Raw genomic sequence first — 19,723 nt, 5'->3', positions numbered from 1 at the left:
ATCAACCCCCATACGTACAGGAGAAATCCGGCCGCGATCACAGCGGAACGGACGGCGAGGAGAAGATGAACTTGGGCTTGACGCCCGGATCGTAGCCACCGCTCTTGACGACGACGAACTGGAACGCCACAGCATTCTCCCGCTCGCTCGCGGGGTACGACGCGATCTCGGCGCGGACGTACTCCCGGAGGATTCGGTACAGATGGTTCTCCGTGACCCCCTGGACACCGGCGGACGCGACGACCCCGCTCAACTTGCCGCAGACCATGAGAACGGACTTGACGTGCCGCCGCTGCGGGGACCACAGGACGGAGGTCCAGCCCCTCTCGCACGGTTGCGACGGCCGCTGCCACCCGCCGGTCGAGCGGTCGGCGCGCACGAGGCGGTAGAGCACGACGTAGTCGTGCTGTGCGGGGATGGGCGCGAAGAACCGCCAGTTCGGGATGAGGCCGAGACGGTCGAACCGCCGCAGCCCGTCGAACACCCGGTGGGGGTGCTGGCTGAGGACCGTCGCGGTGAACCAGCCCGCGAGAGCGACCCGAACGGAACGGTCGAGAACACTGCGGCTCAACGGTCGGCCTCCGCCTCGTAGAGGTCATGCAGAAAGCGTCTTGTCCCATGGACGATCTTCTTCGCTCCTTCCTGGTACGGCACTGCTTCTCGCCTGACGTCGTCGAGGACCGTGGTGCCGGCGAAGTCGGGCAGGTCCATGAGCTCCGCGTGCATCTCCTGGTATGCGAGGCTCTCGGCGTTCCTGGGGCTCGACATGAGCAGGGACACCGGGACGGGGACCTTCGGGATCGTGGCCGGCTCGGCCAGTTCACGATGTGCGGCCCGCCACTCGCGTTCCGCCGCGGTCCAGGTCGAGGCCGCACGGTACTGATCCAGGCAGAGCGACCTCACACGTCGGGGGACCTGCTCGATCCACGGGGGCGCCAGCAGCAGCGGGGAGAGGCCGGAGCGCAGAGACTGCGGCATCAGGGTGAAGCCGAACCCGGTTTGCTCGGAGAGCGATCGAAGCAGCTTCGACCGATGCAGCTCGCCCGGGTACCGGGGATCGATCACCACCACTCCGTCGACCAGCTGGGGCGCGTCCGCCGCGGCCCGCAGGGCGAGGAGCCCGCCGAGTCCGTGGCCGACCAGCACCACGCGACGGCCCCCGCAAGTCACCCGCACGAGGTCCACGGTGTCCTCCACGAGCAGGTCGAGGGTGAACGCGGCGGTGCTCCCGAGACGGCTCCTGCCATATCCGGCGCGGTTGGCCACCAGGACCGAGAAGTCCTCGCCGAGCGCGGCCTCGACCGCGCTCCATCGCTCCACGGTGTCGCCCAGATCCGGCAGAAGCACCACCACAGGATCTGTGGCGAGCGCCGGGCGAGGTGTACGCCGGAATCGATACGCGATGGTGCTGCCGCTTCCGGTGCGTACGAATCGCTCCGAACCGGCTCCCCACGCGACCCGGCGGGCCGTCCGCCGCTGCACGACCGCTCCTGTGAGCAGAGCAGTACCGAACACCGCGGCAATCAGGCGTGGCAGCGCGTCATCCCTGGTGTCCACGGAGTCCCTCCGCTGTGCCGATCCTGTTCGGCCGCGTCACGTAAAGGACCGCGGGATAGGTGGAGAAGAAGGCCCACACGAAGCGCGAGAGCCCCATGACCCGGGCATTGACCAGGTGGAAGGAGCCGGAGACGGCCAGCATGAGAGGAGCCGTCCTCCCCTTCGCCACGAAGATCACGGGGAACGCACACTCGAACAACAGCACCCCGTGGCTCACGTACTTCGACAGCTCCGGGAAACGCTGCGTGAGCCGGTACGCTCCCTCGTCGCCGTAGATCTCGGTCCGGAGGATGCCAGGCAGCGCTTCGCCCGAACGCCAGCCCGGCCCGGCGAGCTTGGTGACGCCGGCGGCGAAGTACGACAGGGCCGACTGGAGTGCGATGAACCAAAGACAGGCGTCGACCACCTTCGGCTGCCGCTCGCTCAGCCGGGCCACGGCGGCGACCCCCTGCACCGTGAAGGCCACCTGGTCGGATCCGTCCGTCCCGAAGTGCTGGCGAGGGTTGACCACCAGGGAGGACAGGGCGAGGAAGGACCCGGCGGCCGCTCTGGTCCGGCGCCCTGTCGACGGCACCAGAAGCGTCGCCGCCGCGGCCACGCGGGCGATCTGAATCGACCGGCTCACCCGCGGCCGGCCGACGAAGTCCAGGACCCGTTGTACCGGGGGAGGCGCCCACGCGAACTCCTCACGGACCAGGTTCCAGTCCACGAGGGGCGCGTTGTGCGCCCGGCGCTCGATCGTCAGCGACTCGAGAGCTGCGACCAGGTGCGTGATCGCGCTGATCTGCTCGGTCGTCGTCAGTGCGCGTGCGCGGCCCGGCCGCGGCACTCGAAATCTCCCTGACCACCGCATGTCTGATTTCCCACCTGTTCCGATCGTCCGCCGGGCTGCTGTCAGGCCAGCAGGAGCGCCGCATCCCACGGCGCCGCCTCGGTATTTCCCGAGGCGTAGGCGTCCAGTGCCAGGACGACACCGGTGGCGCCGTCGAGGAAACCCGGGAGCGCGAGCGTCGTCCGTTCGTCTTCGTCCGGGTATCCGAACCCGAAGGGTTCCCGTTCGTCGTAGAGCCGGAGAACCACATCAGCGATCTCTTCACGAACGTGGTTCACCTCCTCGGCAAGTGGCCCCGTCGCGAAGAACTTGAGGCAGTTGAGCGCACCGGCCCAGCCGTGGCAGAGCCCGGCGCTCCGCACCGGCCATCGGTTCAGCGGTACGCGGACCATGGATTCCACGGCCGAATGGGCCAGCAGGCGCAGTTCATCCTGACCGGTCGCGTCCGCCGCGAGACGCAGCGCCGAGGCGATACCGAGACTGCCGTAACACCACGCCGTTCTTCCGCTCTCCTCGTCGCCGTCGCCGGAAAGCCACGCGTCCCACGAGATGAAGTCGGGCCAGAAGACACCGTGTTCCCCCATCCGGGCACGATCCCGGTAGACGGCGGCCAGCGTCTCTATCGTCTTCAGCTGACCGGGTACGGACACCCCCTGCTTGTGGGCGAGGGCCAGAAGTGCCAGCGGGCCGGCGATGCCGTGCGACATCCCGAGGTTCAGGTTGCCGGCGCGTGGCGAGGCGACGAGCCCGCCGCGCGGTCTTGTCAACGTCCAGTAACCGGGGAGGTGGTGGCCGTCGACGGAACGACTCGTTCCGAGAGCGACCAGGGCCTTCAGGACCGACACGAGGGTGTCCCGCATCGGGGCGCCCCTCAACAGGGCGTACCGGCCCACGCCCGCCAGACCGCTGATGGCGTCGAAGCGGGCCCGGTCGCCGATGGGATCGCGTTCGACGGAGGTGTACACCGCTGCCACGGTGGCGCCCAGGGAAGTGTCGAGCCGCTGCAGGGCCCGTCCGTACCCGCTGCCGCTCCCGCGGCACAGAAGGAGCGACAACGCCAGGCCGCTGAGCCCGGAGTGAAGGCCGGGGTCACTGGCCGGACCGCGCTGCAACAACTGGACGGCCACGCTGAAATGCCGGTGTGACACGCGGTCCATCCGCAGGCCGGGAGGTGCGCAGTCGCCGAAGAGGAGGGCCACGCCGGGCAGCCCGCTGCCCAGGCTCCGCGTCTGTGCCTCCAGTTGTGCCGGGGTCGCGCCGTCGCCCAGCGAGTCCGTGAACGTCCTCACGACGGGCGCGGGGTCGACGAGCCTGGCCGAGACGTCCTGGCAGACTCGGCGCACGCGGCTGGTTCTGTCGGTCATCGGTGTCGCAGCCTTCGCGCCGCATGGCCGAGCAGGATGAGGCTCCGTTCCTCGTTCTCCGGGTTCACACCGACGAGACGGTTGTGCTGCATGTGGAGAAGGCTGGAGATGGCGTAGTTCTGCTGCTTCTCGGAGAACCGGGACGGATCCCGCGAGATGCTCTCGCCGTAGCCGCGCGCAGCAGCGTTGTCTCCCCAGGCCCGTACCAGGTCGAGCGCCGGAAGGCTTTCGGTGACGCTTCGTGCGACGTCCTTGGCCGTCACGATCCGGCACACCTCGTCGATCTGGTCACGCCCGACGGCCCCATCCCTGGACTTCATGAACCGTTCCGCCGCCCACGTGGTCCACTCCACCCCGAGGGCCTCCAGCAGGGACGCGTAGCCGGCCACCAGGACAGTGTTCGCGGCGACACCGAGGGCCTGGCCACGGTTCAACAGACGGATCTGGTTGACGGCGACCTGACTGTCGACGCAGAAGATCCTCTCGGCGAGCGACAGCGCCTCGGGCCCGCCGTAGCGCTCGGTCTCCGGCTCGTAGGACTCCGCACTGACGCGGCGGAGGAGACCCTTGCGGATGAGTGCCCGCAGGTTCTCGTGCAGCCGCTCGTGCATCCGTCCCGTCGTCCTCGCGTCGGCGCTGTGCAGACGCAGGCGGATATGCGGTTCCGGATCGTTGAAACGGATGAAGAACCACTGGTCGGCCAGATCGGCCATCTCTCTTATCACTTGAGGCAGATGGCGTGCGATCAGCTCGTCATGGGTGTCGAGGTCGGCGTACAGCCGTACGTACGCCCAGTCGCCGCCGAGACCGTGGTGCACGGGCTCGATCACTGCCGGCGGGTGCGGGGGCCGGGGATCGTCTGTGCGGGCCCTCCCTCGCAGCGGAACCACGATCTCGTTGGACCGGCCCTGGAGCCAGCCGAAGTCCTCCTCGCCCATGCCCGGTCCCTCCATCAGGGTGATCCCGCCCTTGAGCAGGTCGCGACGGAGGATCTCGCGATGGAAGGCGTCGTCGAGGTCCAGCACGTAGACGCGGTCCTGGTCCACGACGCCGACCCGTCGGTCGACGTGTGACGCATCTCGCCACCGCAGGACCGCCTCGTGCCAGGCCGAAGGGTCCCCTGCGGCCTGGCGCAAGGCAGGGGTTGCACGCCAGGTCTTGGGGAAGGCGACGACCTTGCCGATACGGACGCGCGGCAGCATGGGCAGCGCGTCGTACCCCTTCCAGTTCCATTCGCGCCAGGCCTTCCGGCCGCTCGTGTACCGCAGTTCGCTGAGAAACCTCGCCAGGTTCGGCGCGCCCCCCTGCAGCGCGAGCATGTGCGGGACGAAGGGATGCACCTCCGTGTCCTCACGCGGCCAGTGGAGGCGGAGCCTCGTTCCGTCGGAGTGGACGACGAGTTCTCGCCAGTCGATGGGGCGGCCGCCGTCCTCCCTGCCGACGAAGGTGCCGATGGGGAGGGTGAAGGGGACGAGGCGCGGCGTGCGCATCACGTTGCGGGCGCGCGCCGAGGTCGGCTCGAAGAAGACCTGCGCGTGAATACCGGAGGAGTGGCCGGATGGGTAGAGCGCGGCAAGCCGGTCCACACTGCCGGTCAGTTCCGCGAACCGCCCCATGGTGGCACCCATGACACGCGCGCCCACAAGCGGTGACGAGGCCAGCTCGAAGGCACCGGCGTTCAGGGCGTCGGTGTCCCGGGCCCTGAGCTGGAAGCAGAGATCCATGTCGTACGGGGGTGCCTGTGTCCGCGAGCAGTTCCACATCGGACTCGTCCAGGACGACCTCTCCGTCCGGGTGTGTCAGTCCGCTGTGCAGCAGCACGGCCACGTGTTCCTCGCGCCGCGCCTGGCGGAGCTCGTCCTTCGTGCCCGTGACGTCGGGGAAGACCCGGGAGTTGACGAGGGGGTGGCGGTAGCCGGTGGGGAAGCCCAGTCCTCGGTGCGAGTCGATGAGCTGTTCGAGCCGGACCGCCCCGTACTTGCCGTAGCGGTCCATGAACGCGTAGAAGTACGACACCATGTGCGGGTGCGAGGGCTCGTCGGGGGTGATGCGCCACATCGAGGACGCGTACGACTCGATCTCCGCGAGCACGCCGGGCGGGACAGCGGCCCGGATCCCCAGATCCAAGTCCACCTGGATGGCGCCCTTGGCCGTCTCGGCGAGACCCTTGGCCGTACGGGAGGCCGTCCTGAGCTCCTCGATCCCTTCCGCCGAGTCCGGGCGCTCCTCGTAACGCCGCAGGCGGGTGCGGAGCTCCCGCATCGTGTCGGACTCCGGACAGGTGCCGTCGTGCGGCAGCTCGTCGAGGAGGTCGGAGCGCAGCGAGGTAAGCAGGACGCCGTTCTGCACGAGCCCGAGGAGGTAGCGGTCGACCTGCTCGGCCGGGGTCTCGGGCAGGGTGCCGGCCAGCCGGTCGGCCAGCTCCGCGTACCGGATCGGCCTCGCCGCCGTCTCACGGACGGTGGCCAGGAGCCGGGTCATGCGGATGCTCGCCTGGCCGCTGCCCTTCTCCCCCGTGCCGTCCGGGGCTTGCGTGCTGGGCAGCACGAGCCTGTCCCCGCGGACGTAGCCGAGGTTGGTGACGACGACGGTCAGCGAGTGACGCACGCTCGGGTACGTCAGCAGGGTCCGCGCCACCTCGGAGAACCATGCCTCGTCGAACCGTGCTCTCACACGGCGCTCCGTGTGCTCCACGCGCGCAGTGCCCGCCGTCTCCAGAACAGAGACTCCGGCGTGCAGACCGAAAGGTGTCGGCCGGCCGGCTATGCGCAGGGCGTACTTGGTGAGCGAGACGGCCGTCTTCATCAGGCGCTTCCGCGGCAGTTCCGCGCCCTCGAGCAGCCGTTCCAACGTCTTGTCGAGAGACGGGCTCGACACCGCCACGGCGTCACGGAGGCGTCGGTCCGATGCCAGGAGCCGGATCTGAGCCAGGAGATCCATGTCGCAAAAGCCGTACGTTGCGCTCGCCGGAGGCGAGGGAATTTCGGCCGGGCTTTGAGAAGTGGCCACCGCACGAAGCATCAGCGGTTCCCGTGACGTGAAGTAACCCGTCTTCATCCCCTGCCTCCATAAGAACGAGCCGCCAGGCCCGTGAAAAGAAGACTGAGCTTCTTTTCACAGGCCTGGCATTTCCGAAGATCCCTCACGGGATGATTACGCGCAGCAGGTGCGCCAACCGTTGGAGGTGCTGGATCCGTTGCCCATACTGTCGACCGCGCAGCTGTACATCTGGTCGGCCACGTCGCCACTCGACATGAAATGGACGTCGAGGTCGAGGTCGCTCAGTTCCTCGTCAGCCGCTGCGATGAGGAGATCCGTGCTCATGATGCAACTCCTGTTCATAGTCAGGGCGTGCATGGAAAGTAACGGATATTTCCCGTGGCCCAATGGCCCGGCTCTTGCGAGGAAGAAATATCTGCTACAGGTTTCCACGCCGAACGCCAGAACTTACCGCTCAGGAACCTAAGTGCCGATGATCATACGTGTCAACAGCCCCTCAAAAGGAAGGAGAGGTTCTCCGGACTATGTCCCATATGCGAACATTGATCACATGGGCTGTATTGCGCCAATCTTCCATCAAAATTCATTGAACACTTGACACTCGACCTCCCCTGTGAAAAGCGCCTCCGCCGTGACTCTCCTTGCTCGGGCCATCATTCATAGGGACAATTCCGTCACTTCGGTCTTCGCACTGGCAAGCCGGAGAATGAAACGCTATTGCAGCCCGAGGTGGGAGCGGTTTCCGGCCAGAAAAGATGCCCCCATCCCCACTGAGAACGTAAAGGCCCTGGCGACCGGGAATGGTTCCTGTACGGCTAGAGCGTGTCTCTTTGGTGGGTTGGTCGGTTGATCGGATGTGCCTGTCCGATCAGTGATCACCGATGCGATGTGGGACCGGATCGAGCCGCTGATGTGGCGGGACGTTCCCGACGAACTCGGTTCGTTCCGGACCGTCCACAAGCGCCTGATCAGGTGGGCCGTCGACGGAACCCGGGAGAAGATCCTCGCAGCCCTGCTCGTGGCGGCGGATGCTCTCGACGACATCGACTGGACCGTGTCGGTCGACTCCATCGTCGTACGGGCTCACCAAGACGCTGCCGGAGCACTCAAAGAGGGGCCACGGATCGAACCGCAGTGTGGGCAAGGAGGGGCCGTCCTGGAGGTCCGTAGTTCGACAGCGGCACTCTCGCCGGTCCCCGGCATCATGCCAAGCCTGCCCACGCGTCAGCTCCGAACGTGCCCTTCACGTCGGAGGCGACGGCGGTGGCGTCCACCTTGGCTTGCAGGGCGTACACGGTCGTCTTGCGTGCGCTGCGGACGCTGAGGTGGACTGGGCTGTCGCCTGGGTGGTCCGCAAGGATGCGCTTCAGTTCTCTGACGGACTGTTCGGTGATCCGGTGGGCGGGGAGGGCAAGCCGCACGGGGGGTTTCCCGCCGTGCTCGGCGGAGGACACGTCCAGTACCGCGAGTTCTCTGCCGAAGATGTTCACGGTTCCGTCCCGGTCTTCGATCTTGCCCTTGACGGAGATGACGTTGTCTTCGGCCAGTGCGTGCTGCACGAGCTGGTAGGCAGCGGGGAAGAAGAGGACCTCGATGCCGGCATCACGGTCCGCGAGGTTCACGATGGCCCAGGCGTTGCCCTGTTTGGTCATCTTGAGCTGGATGCCGGTGATCAGTCCGGAGAGCTGCACGTCCCCGGTGGTGCGGCCGGAGGCGAGCAGTTCGGCGATGGAGCAGTCCCGTGCGCCGGAGAGGATGTGCTCGGCGCCGTCCAGCGGGTGGGCGGAGACGTAGAGGCCGAGCATTTCGCGTTCGGTCGCCAGGAGCTGTCTGCGGGGCCACTCCGAGTCGTCGATGGGGAAGTCGAGGCCGAAGGCCGGTTCGCCGCTTCCTGCGCCGCCCAGGTCGGCGAAGAGATCGTCTTGTCCGAAGCTTGCCGCTTTCTTCACAGGGGTGATCGCGTCGATGGCGTCCTCGTGGATGGCGGTGAGGCCCTTGCGGGAATGCTCCAGGGAGTCGAAGGTGCCGGCCTTGATCAGGGACTCCACAGCTCGTTTGTTCAGTGCGGGCAGATCGGCCTTGTCGAGGAAGTCGGAGAAGGAAGTGAATTTCCCTTTCCGGCGGCGGGCATCGACGATGGCCTCGATGACGTTGTCGCCGACGTTGCGTACGGACCGCAGCCCGAACCGTACGTCGTCGCCGACGGCGGTGAACTCGGCAACGGACTCGTTCACGTCGGGCTGGAGGACCCGGACGCCGTTCTTGCGGGCGTCGGCAAGGTAGATCGCGGCCTTGTCCTTGTCGTCGCCGACCGAGGTGAGCAGGGCGGCCATGTACTCGGCCGGGTGGTTGGCCTTGAGGTAAGCGGTCCAGTACGAGACGAGGCCGTAGCCGGCGGTGTGGGACTTGTTGAATGCGTAGCCGGAGAACGGGAGCATGACGTCCCACAGGGCCTTGATGGCTTCCTCGCTGTACCCGTTGCCCCGCATGCCGTCGTGGAACTTGTCCCACTCCGCGGCCAGCACCTCCGGTTTCTTCTTGCCCATCGCACGGCGCAGCAGGTCGGCGCCGCCGAGGGTGTACCCGGCCAGTTCCCGGGCGATGGCCATGATCTGCTCCTGGTAGACAAGCAGGTGGAAGGTGTTGCCGAGGATCGGGTCCAGTGCGTCGCGCAGCTCGGGGTGGATCGGGGTGATCTCCTGGCGGCCGGTCTTGCGGTGCGCGTAGTTGGTGTGCGCGTTGGCCGCCATGGGGCCGGGCCGGTAGAGGGCGTTGACCGCGGCGATGTCCTCGAACCGGGTGGGTTCCATCTGCTTCAGCAGGACGCGCATGCCGCCGCCGTCGAGCTGGAAGACACCGAAGGTGTTGCCCTCGGCCAGCAGCCGGTACGTCTTGGCGTCGTTCAGAGGGATCACATGGGTGGACGGGTCGCCGTCCAGGGGATCTACGGTGGCCAGGCTGATGCCCCGGTTCTCGCGGATGTTCTCGATGGCCTGGTCGATGACCCCCAGGTTCCGCAGCCCCAGGAAGTCCATCTTGATCAGGCCCATGGCTTCGCAGGACGGGTAGTCGAAGCCGGTGATCTTCACGCCGTCCGAGGCACGCATGTGCAGCGGGATGCGGTTGGTCAACTTCGTTGTGGAAAGGATCACCGCCGCGGCGTGCACGCCGGTGCCGCGAGTGAGGCCCTCCACCCCGCGGGCGGTGTCGATCACCCGCTTCACATCCTGCTCATTGTCATACATCCGCCGGATCTCGCCGGCCTCGCCGTACCGCTCGTGGGAGGAGTCGAAGATGGCAGCCAGCGGGGCGGACTTGCCGTTCTGGTCCGGGGGGAGCGCCTTGGTGATCCGCTCGCCGTGGGCGTAGGGGTAGCCGAGGATGCGCGAAGAGTCCTTGATCGCGTTCTTGGCCTTGATCTTGCCGAACGTGTTCACCATGGCGGTGTACTCGTCGCCGTACTTCTCGGTGACGTAGCGGACCATCTGATCGCGCTGACGGTCGTCGAAGTCGAGGTCCACATCCGGCGGGTTGATGCGCTCGGGGTTCAGAAAGCGTTCGAACAGCAGGCCGTGTTCCAGGGGGCACAGCTCGGTGATGCGGGTGGCGTAGGCAACGATGGAACCTGTCGCCGAACCCCGTCCCGGGCCGAGCGGAATCTTGTTCTCCCGGGCGTGGCGGCAGATGTCCGCCACGACGAGAAAATAGGAGCTGAAGCCCATGGGGCCGATGACCGTCATCTCGGTCTCGAAGCGATCCAGGATGTGTTGGGGGACCGGTGCCCCATAGCGCATCGCTAGACCCTTGAGGACTTCCTTGCGCAGCCACGACTCCTGCGTTTCGCCTTCGGGCACGTCCGGGAACTGCGGCATCTCGTCGACGTAGTCGAAGACCTCGTCGTAGGACTCGATGCGCTCGGCGATCAGCAAGGTGTTGTCGCACGCTTCCGGCAGTTCCGAGAACAGGCTGCGCATCTCGGCGGCTGTCTTGAGGTAGTAGCCGGATCCGTTGAACCGGAAGCGGCCGGGGTCGTCCTTGTTCTTGCCGACACCGATGCACAGCAGGCTGTCGTGGGCATCGGCCTGGTCCTCGGTGACGTAGTGCGCGTCGTTGGTGGCCAGGAGAGGGATGTTCAGTTCCCTGGCCAGGCGCAGCAGGCCCTCACGGACCTCACGCTCGATGTCCAGGCCGTGGTCCATCAGCTCCAGGAAGTAGTTCTCGCGTCCGAAGATCTCCTGGCAGGCCGCGGCTGCAGCCTTCGCCTCGTCGTACTGGCTCAGCCGCAGGCGAGTCTGGATCTCGCCAGAGGGGCAGCCGGTGGTGGCGACGATGCCGTCCGGCCGCTCAGCGATCAGCTCCCGGTCCATACGCGGCTTTCCGGCAGGAAACTGACCCTCATAGCTGGCCTGCGTGCTGAGCCAGAACAGGTTCCGCAAGCCCTGGCTGTTCCGCGCCCACATGGTCATGTGAGTGAAACGGCCGCCACCGGAAACATCCTTCGCCCCCTCACCGTCCTCACCCGTCGCGCGACGCCCTCCCGGCCCCCAGAACTCCTGCTTCCGGACGAACCGGGAGGAAGGCGCCACATACGCCTCGATGCCGATGATCGGCCTGATCCCCTCGAAACCCTTCGCGACCTGTGCGAACTCGTAGGCGCCGAACATGTTGCCGTGATCGCTCATGGCGATCGCAGGCATCCCCTGCCGGGCCACCTCGCCGAACATGGGTTCTAGCTTCTGAGCGCCGTCCAGCATCGAGTATTCGGTGTGATTGTGCAGGTGAACGAAGGAATCCGGCACGGGTAGGTCGCCTCCGGGGTGAGTAGGAAGCCCCACCCCGACCAGAGACGCGATGGTGGCCTTGACGGTGGCCGACCACACCAGCATCGGCAGATGGGCTGACGGTTGGACCCATCGCGGTGTGGTCACGCCGAGGGAACGGCCAATAGGCCGCACCACCCGTGAACACGATCAGCCCGAGCCATTGAAGTGCAGACCCGGCAGTCACCTGGCGCCAGCAGCACTCCTCCTGCCGCTCTGCTTGCCAAACCGCACGTTGACCAGAGACATCAAAGCGAGCATGGCGCACCGGAATCAAACAACCATTTCGCCGATCAGGCTCAACTATTGGTTGTCTACCTAGGATGGTCAGCATGGACCTCACCGCCGTGCGCACCTTCGTCACCGCCGTGGACGCAGGACAATTCCAAGAAGCCGCAGTCAACTTGTCGATCACCCCACAAGCCGTGTCAAAGCGCATCGCCGTGCTGGAGAGGGACCTCGGTGTGCAGCTGTTCAGCCGTACGGCCCGCGGGGCCCGGCTGACCATCGACGGGCAGGCGTTCCTGCCTTACGCCCGGGCTCTCCTCCAAGCCGAGGAACGGGCAGCCGCTTCCGTGCGGCCAGGGCGCCGGGCGTTGCGCGTCGACGTGATCGGCCGTCGGCTCTCACTGGCGGGTCTGCTGCGCGACTTCCACCGTGCGTATCCCGAGACCGATCTTGATGTCGTGACCCTCTTCGACTCCGACACGGCCATCGCCGCCGTCCGGTCCGGGACGATCGACGCGACCTTCCGCGCCGTGACCATGCCGGGCCGGCAGCTCCCCGGCGACATCGAGGCCACTCCGGTCTTCGATGAACCGCTGTACCTGTTCACCGGGCCGGCTCACGAGTTCGCGGCCGTCCGCGCGATCGCTCCCGCCCAGCTCGCCGGGCGCCGGATCTGGATGCCCGGCAACATGCCTGGCACCGAGTGGGCCGCCTACTATGACGAACTCGCCGCCACGTTCGGTCTCACCATCGACTCGGTCGGCCCCGACTTCGGTATCGAGCCCCTCCTCGACACGATCGCGGGCTCCTCGACATTGGCGACCTTCGTCAGTGAGCAGACACCGCTGGTCTGGCCCGCCGGCCACGACCTGCGGCGCATCCCCCTGCACGACCCGACCCCGGTCTACCCCCACTCACTGATCTGGCGCACCGACAACCCGCACCCCGCCCTCACCGCACTGCGTAACCACCTCATGTCTGCATACCCCGGGCGCCCCGACAGCGGGATCTGGATACCGAAGTGGGCCCAGCGCGCCACACCTCCGAGTTAGACCGACCGGCAATTGGGGGGTGGGTGAAGGAGCGGGGCTGGGTGCGTGCAGTTGCAAGGCGGAGGATTGAGGCAACGCAATGGGGTCTCCCCTGCTCGAGCGAAGCCGAGAGCTTGGGGAAGTTGTTGATTGACGACAACGCGGCAGATGTGCGTGCCCAGCCCCGCGACGCCGCCCCCCTATTGCCGGTCGGTCTTAGCCCGGAGAAATGCCGGGCGCACCTCATCTCGTCGTCCCCGTCCGGGCTGGAGGAGGTCCCGTAGTGATGGTGGAGCCCGTCCTCTTGATCACGTCGTTGCGATCCTCAACCATCCCGAAGGGCGGTCGCCACGGCCTCCTCCCCCGGGTGAGACCGGGGTATGTGGCGTTGTGACCCTCGGTTGCCACGTTGCGATCCTCGGTCATCTTCGGCGCCCGTTCTTAGCTTCGCCAGGATGAGGGGAGGTGTGGCTGCCCGTGACGGTGGTTGCCGGACTGCTGGGTGCCGTGCTGCTGTGCGCCGCCGGCCTCGTGCTAGTGGCAACGGTGTTTCTGGCGCCGCTGGCGCTGGTGCTGGCAGTGGCTGAGCGGCCCGGGCGGCGTCCCGCGTAGTTGCGGTACAGCCTCAGACCGCCCGTGGGCCTGAGTGAGGCGGAAGCACCGTTGCCGGCCTGCATCCCATGCCGGGGGCCTGTCCGAGCCAGTCGGTGCAGCGGGCCTCAGTTGTCGGCAGCTGCTGGGCGGATCACGTCGCGGTAGAGCTGGAAGAGGCTGACTCGCTCGCTCTCCTCTGTGTACTCGCCCAGGAGCGACCAGCACTGCGCGACGAGTTCACGGGCCTGTGTGCCGGGCCAGGGCTGGGGCAGCAGTTCCGGCGGCAGGAGGGGGTCGGGCTCCATGGCGCGGGTGAATTCGGCGGCCAGTTCGACCGCGATCGTCAGCCGCTGGGGGCTGGGGAGGTGGGTGTCTTCCTGGAGTCGGCGCAGCCGCGGTCGGGCGACGGAGGCGAGTCGCTGGTAGCGGTCGGCGATCTCGTCCTGTGGCCATAGGGTGCGGGCGATTTCGGCGGGGTCGTTTTCGTTGCCGTGGCGCAGGTTGTCCGTGGTCAACAGCGTGAGGTGGTCGAGGACATCGAGGTGACGGGCTTGGTCTTCGACGTAGGGCTCCCAGGCGTTGGCGCTGATGTAGAGGCCGCCCTGCACGGGTGCACCGCCGAGCCGGGTGAGAGCGGCTCGCAGGGCGTCGCGTGCGGAGCGGGCGGTCTCGGGGACCGCGAACGCGACGAGGTGCCAGGTACCGTCCCAGGGGGCGAGGCCCGCGTCCTGCCGGAAGGCGTGTGTGACGAACTCGACGTCGGGCCCAAGAGTCTGCTCGGTGGCGCCGGTGGCCCGCAGGACTGCTTTGCGTCCCCTGCCTTCCTGGGTGAACCGCCCTTCGGTGACGAGCCGCTTGACGCACAGCCGCACCTGTTGGTCGGTCATGCCGAGCAGAGGGGCGATGGCGTAGAGCTCGCCGGTGTCAACGGTGTGGTCGGTGCGGATCAGTGCCTCGACGAGTGTCCGGGTGGGGACCTGGACGGCTGGTTCCGGAGTGCGGGGTGAATCCGTTCCAGGCATGGAGTGGTGAGCCTTTCGGGCGTCGTCGAGGTGGTTGATCAAGGTGCCGCGGTGGGGTGCTGAATCGAGGAGCGATCGGAATCGATTCGATCGTTTACGGAATAGATTACCTTCGGCTCATGGGCACTGGGAGTGATGCCGACTACCTCGACGAGGTCCTGGTCGGGGGCCGCGAGGCGAGGCCGATTGTTGTGGTCGCCCCCGATCCGGACTGGGGCGACCAGGCGGCCTACCGGCAGGCGTGCGTAAGGCGATCCGGGGTCGGGACCTGGGCGTTGCACCCGCCGCCAATTCCTCGCGCGACGCGCTTCACAAGTCGCTCCAGAACGAGCTGAGCAGGGCGGCTGTCTCTTCAGCGCGCTCGATCTGTGGCAGGTGACCGGTTCGCGCGAAGAGGTGGGTGCGTGCCCGGGGCAGGGCGGACGCGGCGTTGATGAGATGGCGGGCTGGGAGGATGCGGTCGTGGGTGCCCCAGACGACCAGTGTCGGGGTAACGAGCGCCGAGACCTCAGCGAGCAGCTTCGTGCGCCAGCTGGAACGTACGCCGCGCCAGGTACCGAGCTCGCGGGCCACCTGTCGCAGTGTCCGGGCGGCTCCTTCGCGGCGGGCGAGAGCGAGTGCCGCGGCGATCCGTTCGGGGGTCGCGAAGTCCGGATCATGGAAGAGGGAACGCTCCGTCAGCCGTGCGTTCCCCTCATCGGGGCGCAGAAGCAGCCGCCAGAGCAGCGGCAGGTCGAGGATACGCAGCGCCCAGGTGACCTCGCGGCCGAATCCAGCGCTGCTGAGCAGCGTCAGCGAGGACACGCGCGCGGGGGCATGTGCGGTGAGCTGCATCGCGATGGCGCCACCGAGGGAATTGCCGACCACGTGCACGGCGGACGTGAGGCCGAGTCGGTCGAGCACCCGCTCGACGTGCCCGGCCAGTGAGGCGAGCCGGCACTCCGGCAGGGGCTGCGACCGACCGAACCCGGGGATGTCGATTGCGATGAGCCGGTGGTCGGGCAGGGCGGCCTGGAGCGGTGCCCAGTCCGCCAGGCTGCGGTCCAGGCCGTGCAGCAGGAGCACCGGGGGGCCATCGCCCGCCGCGGTGTAGTGGACGGCACGTCCCGCGACGTCGATGAACTCGGTGGGGGGTGCGGTGGCTTCTTTCGATGGCACGTCGTATCTCCTGTTGCGCTTCACTCGGCCGGGGTCACGTCGATGATCACGCCGTCGCGAGGGCCGTCGCCGTCGGGAAGGCCGGGCACGTGGCGTGCCAGGTCGAGGAAGAAGCGTTCGGCGTCGATGGCTGTCTCCGGCGGGTGGACGCCGAGGTGGCCACCGGTTCCGTCCAGTAGTTGTGCGAGCCCCAGCGCCAGAGGCAGGCCGGTTGCCTCCGCCATGTCGTTGAGCAGCGCCGAGGCGCCGGGTGTATCGGCGAGCCGGGCCAGAGCGGTGACGCGGCGGCCGTCGCGGATGCCCGTGGCGGTGGCGAAGAACGGGGGCAGTGACCCGGGCCCCTTGCGGGTCATGGCACCCGCGGTGGCCCGCAGCGCGCGGGACATCGACGGCTTGGCCAGATCGGCCGCTGCGGTCTCGTTGGTGAGTTTGCCGGCGTCGATGTCGCGGCGCAGGACGTCGAGGTAGGCCACCGTGCCCGGGGTGACGACCATGAGGTTGGCGGCCTCGCCGGCCGGCCGGAAGCTGCGGTGGAGGGTGACCGGCTCGGGGTGGCCGACGGTGTAGGCCGTGCCGGTGTGTCCGGCGGATACGGAGAGGGCGACCGGCCGGAGCGGCCGCCGGTGGACGAGCCGGCCGTCGCTGACCACCGCCACTTTCCCGCTGATCTGCTCCATCCAGTGCACGGCGGCCGCGCTGGGGCGCCCGTCGGGGTCGCTCAGCTGCTCGTCGTCCCCACCGCTGCCGGAGACGTCGACGGGCCATGCGGTGTACAGGTCCTGGACATGGTCCAGCTGCCGGACGGCGCGTGTGGCCAGCAGATTGCTGACACCGGGGCTGGCACCCATTCCCACCACGGCACGGACCCCGGCGGCCCGGGCCTCCTCATTCAGGCCGAGCATCTGCAGGGTCGGCTCCCAGTCGTCGCAGATGTCCAGGTAGTGGGTGCCGGTCGTGATCGCGGCACGCAGCACGGTCAGACCGAACCGGTAATACGGGCCGACGGTGTTGAGCACGACATCGGCGTTGTGCAAAGCGGCGTGCAGGGCGCCGCTGTCGGTCGCGTCCACCTTGAGCGCCCGCATCGGCGCGCCATCCGTGCCGTCCTCAACGAGCCGGCGCACCAGAGTCCGGGCCGCCTCCAGGTTCCGGTCGGCCACCACGATCTCGGTGACGCCGGGGAGTCCGGCCGCCACACGTACCGCTACGGCGCCCATCGCTCCGGGGCCGCCGAGAGCCAGAATCCTCATTCGCCTACTCCATCCATCGAGTGAGTTGCGATCGTAACGCATACGATCGTAACGCGTATGAGCACTCTTTTGGGTGGAGGAGGATCATGACCGACCCGCACACCACGAACCCGGCCCCGCACGAAGCGGCCGACGCCTCACCCGGACACGTATCCGTCGTCATCGTCGGCGCGGGATTCGCGGGCCTCGGCACAGCCGTCCGGCTGCTGCAGGAGGGCTACCGCGACCTGCTGATACTGGAGCGGGCCGATGAGGTCGGCGGCACGTGGCGGGACAACGCCTATCCCGGATGCGCCTGTGACGTGCCCTCGCGCCTGTACTCGTTCTCGTTCGCACCCAACCCCACCTGGAGCAGGCGCTTCGCGCCTCAGGAAGAGATCGAGCGGTACCTGAAGCGCTGCGTCGACCGATACGGCCTGACGCCCCGCCTTCGGCTCGGCTGCGAGCTGCAGCGCGCCACCTGGGACCCTGAGCGGCTGCGCTGGGACCTGGACACCAGCACCGGACCGCTCAGCGCCGGGCTGCTGGTGATGGCCCAAGGGCCTCTTTCGGAGCCGGCCATCCCCTCGCTGCCGGGTCTGGAGGGTTTCGCCGGAGAGGCGTTCCACTCCGCCGGATGGAAGCACGACCTGGACCTGTCGGCCAAGCGGGTGGGCGTGATCGGCACCGGCGCGAGCGCCGTCCAGTTCATTCCTCACCTGCAGCGCACGGCCCTTCAGGTGACTGTCTTTCAGCGCACTCCATCATGGATCGCCCCGCGCCAGGATCGGCCGGTCCCGGCGTGGCAGCGTCGCCTGTTCCGGCTGGCCCCGCCGGTGCAGCGACTGGCGCGAGGCTGGGAGTACATGACTCGGGAGACGACTTTGCCGGCACTGCTCGGCAACCGCACCATGGCCGCGCTGGGGCGTCGGGAGGCACTGGCCCACCTGCACCGCCAGGTCAAGAACCCCGAGCTGCGGTCCAAGCTGACCCCGGACTACGCACTGGGCTGCAAGCGGGTCCTGCTTTCCGACAACTACTACCCGGCACTGGTTCAACCCAACGTCCGCGTCGTCACCGACCCGATCGCGAGCGTCGGACCGAACACGGTCCTCACCACCCCGCGCGGCGGCGCGCAAGCCTCACCCGGTGGCGCCGCATCCGCCGGCGCCACGCATCCAGTGGACGTACTGATCTTCGGAACCGGATTCCGTGTCACCGACGCCTCCTACGCGCAGCGCGTCATAGGTGGTGACGGACGGTCCCTGAAGGAGGTCTGGCAAGGCAGCCCGCAGGCACACCTCGGTACGACCGTCGCGGGATTCCCCAACCTGTTCCTGATGGCAGGACCCAACACGGGCGTGGGACACACCAGCCTCATCTACATGATCGAGTCGCAGATCAACTACTGTCCTGCGCCTGAAATCCTGGCGTTAAGTTGCTACGGTTTCAGGATGTCGTTTCCGGGGCGCCCTTCCGTCGAGTTCGTGTTGACCGCTGACGAGCGTGACCAGCTGGTCGGCTGGTCACGGGGGACGTCGAGGTTGGCCGTTCGGGCGCGCATTGTGTTGCGGTGTGCCGAGCCGGACGTTGTGTACGCGCGGGTTGCCGATGACTTGGGTGTGTCGGCTATGACGGTCGGTAAGTGGCGCAAGCGGTTTGCGGAGTCACGGCTGGAGGGTCTGGCGGACACCGACCGGCCAGGGCGGCCGAAGACCGGACTGTCTTTGAGCGATCTTGAACGGGAACAGTTGACGCGTTGGGCCCGTCGGGCGAAGTCCTCGCAGGCATTGGCGTTGCGGTCGAGGATCGTGCTGGCGTGCGCCGAAGACATGTCGAACAAGCGGGTCGCCAGCCGGCTGGGGACCTCAGTGTCCACGGTGGCCCGGTGGCGGCGCCGGTTTGTTGAGCTGCGGCTGGAAGGTCTGGCCGACGAACTGCGGCCGGGCCGGCCGCCGTCGATCCTCCTCGACCGGGTCGAGGAGGTTGTCGTCGCCACGCTGGAGACGTCGCCGCGTGATGCCACGCACTGGTCGCGGGCGTCGATGGCCGAGCGGACCGGCCTGTCGAAGTCGACGATCGGACGGATCTGGCGGCAGTTCGACCTGAAGCCGCACGTCCAGGACACGTTCAAGCTGTCCACGGATCCGCAGTTCGTGGAGAAGGTCGTCGATGTCGTCGGCCTCTACCACCACCCGCCTGAGAAGGCGGTGGTGCTGTGTGTGGATGAGAAATCCCAGGTCCAGGCCCTGGACCGGTCACAGCCGGTCCTGCCGATGATGCCCGGTATGCCGGAACGGCGCACCCACGACTACCAACGGCACGGCGTGACCAGCCTGTTCGCCGCGTTCGACATCGAAGACGGAAGCGTCATCAGTTCCCTTCATCGTCGTCATCGGGCCGTGGAGTTCAAGAAATTCCTGGTCAAGATAGACAAGGTGGTGCCGGCTGAACTCGATGTCCACCTGATCTGTGACAATTACGCCACCCACAAGACGCCCGCGATCAAAGCCTGGCTCGGACGGCACCCCCGATTCCACATCCACTTCACACCGACTGGTTCCAGCTGGATCAACCAGGTCGAGCGGTGGTTCGGACACCTCACCGACAAGCTCATCCGCCGCGGCACCCACCGATCGGTCCAAGCCCTTGAGGCTGACATCCGCACCTGGATCCAGACCTGGAACGAGGACCCCAAACCGTTCACATGGACCAAGAGCGCCGACGAGATCCTCAACTCGTTAGCGAAATATATTGCCAGGATTTCAGGCGCAGGACACTACCTCGTCAGCACCCTGCGGCTGATGCGGAGCCGCGGTCTGGGCTCCGTGGACGTGCGCGCGGAGACGCAGCACGCGTACAACGCCGAACTGCAGAACCGGATGGCC

At 67.3% G+C, this 19,723-nt stretch carries 12 protein-coding genes and 4 pseudogenes; 5 read left to right on the top strand and 11 right to left on the bottom strand.

Annotated elements, in window-relative coordinates:
• Positions 1-37 precede the first annotated feature (37 nt).
• From BT364_RS13290 to BT364_RS41495, 7 genes and pseudogenes are all read right to left on the bottom strand, one after another.
• On the bottom strand, positions 38-571 hold the full coding sequence (locus BT364_RS13290; RefSeq protein WP_072485361.1) for a hypothetical protein: 534 nt from the start codon (positions 569-571) through the stop codon (positions 38-40).
• Positions 568-1,557 carry an alpha/beta fold hydrolase gene (locus BT364_RS13285; RefSeq protein WP_072485360.1) on the bottom strand — a complete coding sequence of 330 codons (990 nt, stop codon included), beginning with the start codon at positions 1,555-1,557 and terminating at the stop codon, positions 568-570. The genes BT364_RS13290 and BT364_RS13285 overlap by 4 nt, the downstream gene beginning before the upstream one ends.
• Positions 1,541-2,386 (bottom strand): HTTM domain-containing protein, encoded by an 846-nt coding sequence (locus tag BT364_RS13280; protein ID WP_072485359.1) that lies wholly within the window; start codon positions 2,384-2,386, stop codon positions 1,541-1,543. Before BT364_RS13280 ends, BT364_RS13285 begins: the two co-directional genes overlap by 17 nt.
• Before the next feature lie 65 nt (positions 2,387-2,451).
• Positions 2,452-3,753, bottom strand: a complete 1,302-nt coding sequence (locus BT364_RS13275; RefSeq protein ID WP_072485358.1) for a lanthionine synthetase C family protein — start codon at positions 3,751-3,753, stop codon at positions 2,452-2,454.
• Positions 3,750-4,691, bottom strand: coding sequence for a thiopeptide-type bacteriocin biosynthesis protein (locus BT364_RS42875; protein ID WP_256259771.1), 942 nt, complete (start codon positions 4,689-4,691; stop codon positions 3,750-3,752). Before BT364_RS42875 ends, BT364_RS13275 begins: the two co-directional genes overlap by 4 nt.
• A gap of 108 nt (positions 4,692-4,799) precedes the next feature.
• A pseudogene (locus BT364_RS42870) lies at positions 4,800-6,693 on the bottom strand (lantibiotic dehydratase family protein); the annotation flags it as partial.
• A gap of 213 nt (positions 6,694-6,906) precedes the next feature.
• Positions 6,907-7,077, bottom strand: coding sequence for a hypothetical protein (locus BT364_RS41495; protein WP_177328114.1), 171 nt, complete (start codon positions 7,075-7,077; stop codon positions 6,907-6,909).
• Between the two features lie 532 nt (positions 7,078-7,609).
• Here BT364_RS41495 and BT364_RS42865 point away from each other — a divergent pair.
• Positions 7,610-7,885: pseudogene (locus BT364_RS42865) on the top strand (IS5/IS1182 family transposase); the annotation flags it as partial.
• A gap of 70 nt (positions 7,886-7,955) precedes the next feature.
• Here the strand turns inward: BT364_RS42865 and dnaE are convergent.
• The gene (gene dnaE / locus BT364_RS13255) at positions 7,956-11,552 is read right to left on the bottom strand and encodes a DNA polymerase III subunit alpha (RefSeq protein WP_072485356.1); all 3,597 of its coding nucleotides are present in this window, start codon (positions 11,550-11,552) and stop codon (positions 7,956-7,958) included.
• Between the two features lie 353 nt (positions 11,553-11,905).
• Here dnaE and BT364_RS13250 point away from each other — a divergent pair, with 353 nt between their 5' ends.
• Together BT364_RS13250 and BT364_RS42860 are read left to right on the top strand one after the other, a co-directional pair.
• The gene (locus tag BT364_RS13250; protein WP_072485355.1) at positions 11,906-12,853 is read left to right on the top strand and encodes a LysR family transcriptional regulator; all 948 of its coding nucleotides are present in this window, start codon (positions 11,906-11,908) and stop codon (positions 12,851-12,853) included.
• Between the two features lie 456 nt (positions 12,854-13,309).
• Positions 13,310-13,444: a hypothetical protein gene (locus BT364_RS42860; protein ID WP_256259740.1), complete on the top strand. Its 135-nt coding sequence runs from the start codon at positions 13,310-13,312 to the stop codon at positions 13,442-13,444.
• Between the two features lie 107 nt (positions 13,445-13,551).
• Here the strand turns inward: BT364_RS42860 and BT364_RS13240 are convergent, their stop codons facing one another.
• The 3 genes from BT364_RS13240 to BT364_RS13230 form a co-directional block, all read right to left on the bottom strand.
• A complete protein-coding gene (locus tag BT364_RS13240) occupies positions 13,552-14,448 on the bottom strand; it encodes a PaaX family transcriptional regulator C-terminal domain-containing protein (RefSeq protein WP_072485353.1) in 897 nt (298 codons plus the stop codon).
• Between the two features lie 309 nt (positions 14,449-14,757).
• Positions 14,758-15,606, bottom strand: coding sequence for an alpha/beta fold hydrolase (locus BT364_RS13235; RefSeq protein WP_079179440.1), 849 nt, complete (start codon positions 15,604-15,606; stop codon positions 14,758-14,760).
• 20 nt (positions 15,607-15,626) lie between these two features.
• Complete coding sequence (locus tag BT364_RS13230) at positions 15,627-16,856, bottom strand: saccharopine dehydrogenase family protein (protein WP_072485352.1); 1,230 nt, start codon at positions 16,854-16,856, stop codon at positions 15,627-15,629.
• An 86-nt stretch (positions 16,857-16,942) separates the two neighbouring features.
• Here BT364_RS13230 and BT364_RS42855 point away from each other — a divergent pair.
• Positions 16,943-17,629: pseudogene (locus BT364_RS42855) on the top strand (flavin-containing monooxygenase); the annotation flags it as partial.
• A gap of 660 nt (positions 17,630-18,289) precedes the next feature.
• A pseudogene (locus BT364_RS13220) lies at positions 18,290-19,609 on the top strand (IS630 family transposase); the annotation flags it as partial.
• Positions 19,610-19,723: the final 114 nt, after the last annotated feature.

The sequence above is a fragment of the Streptomyces atratus genome, assembly GCF_900119365.1.
Taxonomy (GTDB): domain Bacteria; phylum Actinomycetota; class Actinomycetes; order Streptomycetales; family Streptomycetaceae; genus Streptomyces; species Streptomyces atratus_B.
The sequence above is the reverse complement of the archived record's forward strand: the minus strand, read 5'-3'. Positions and strand labels throughout refer to the sequence as shown.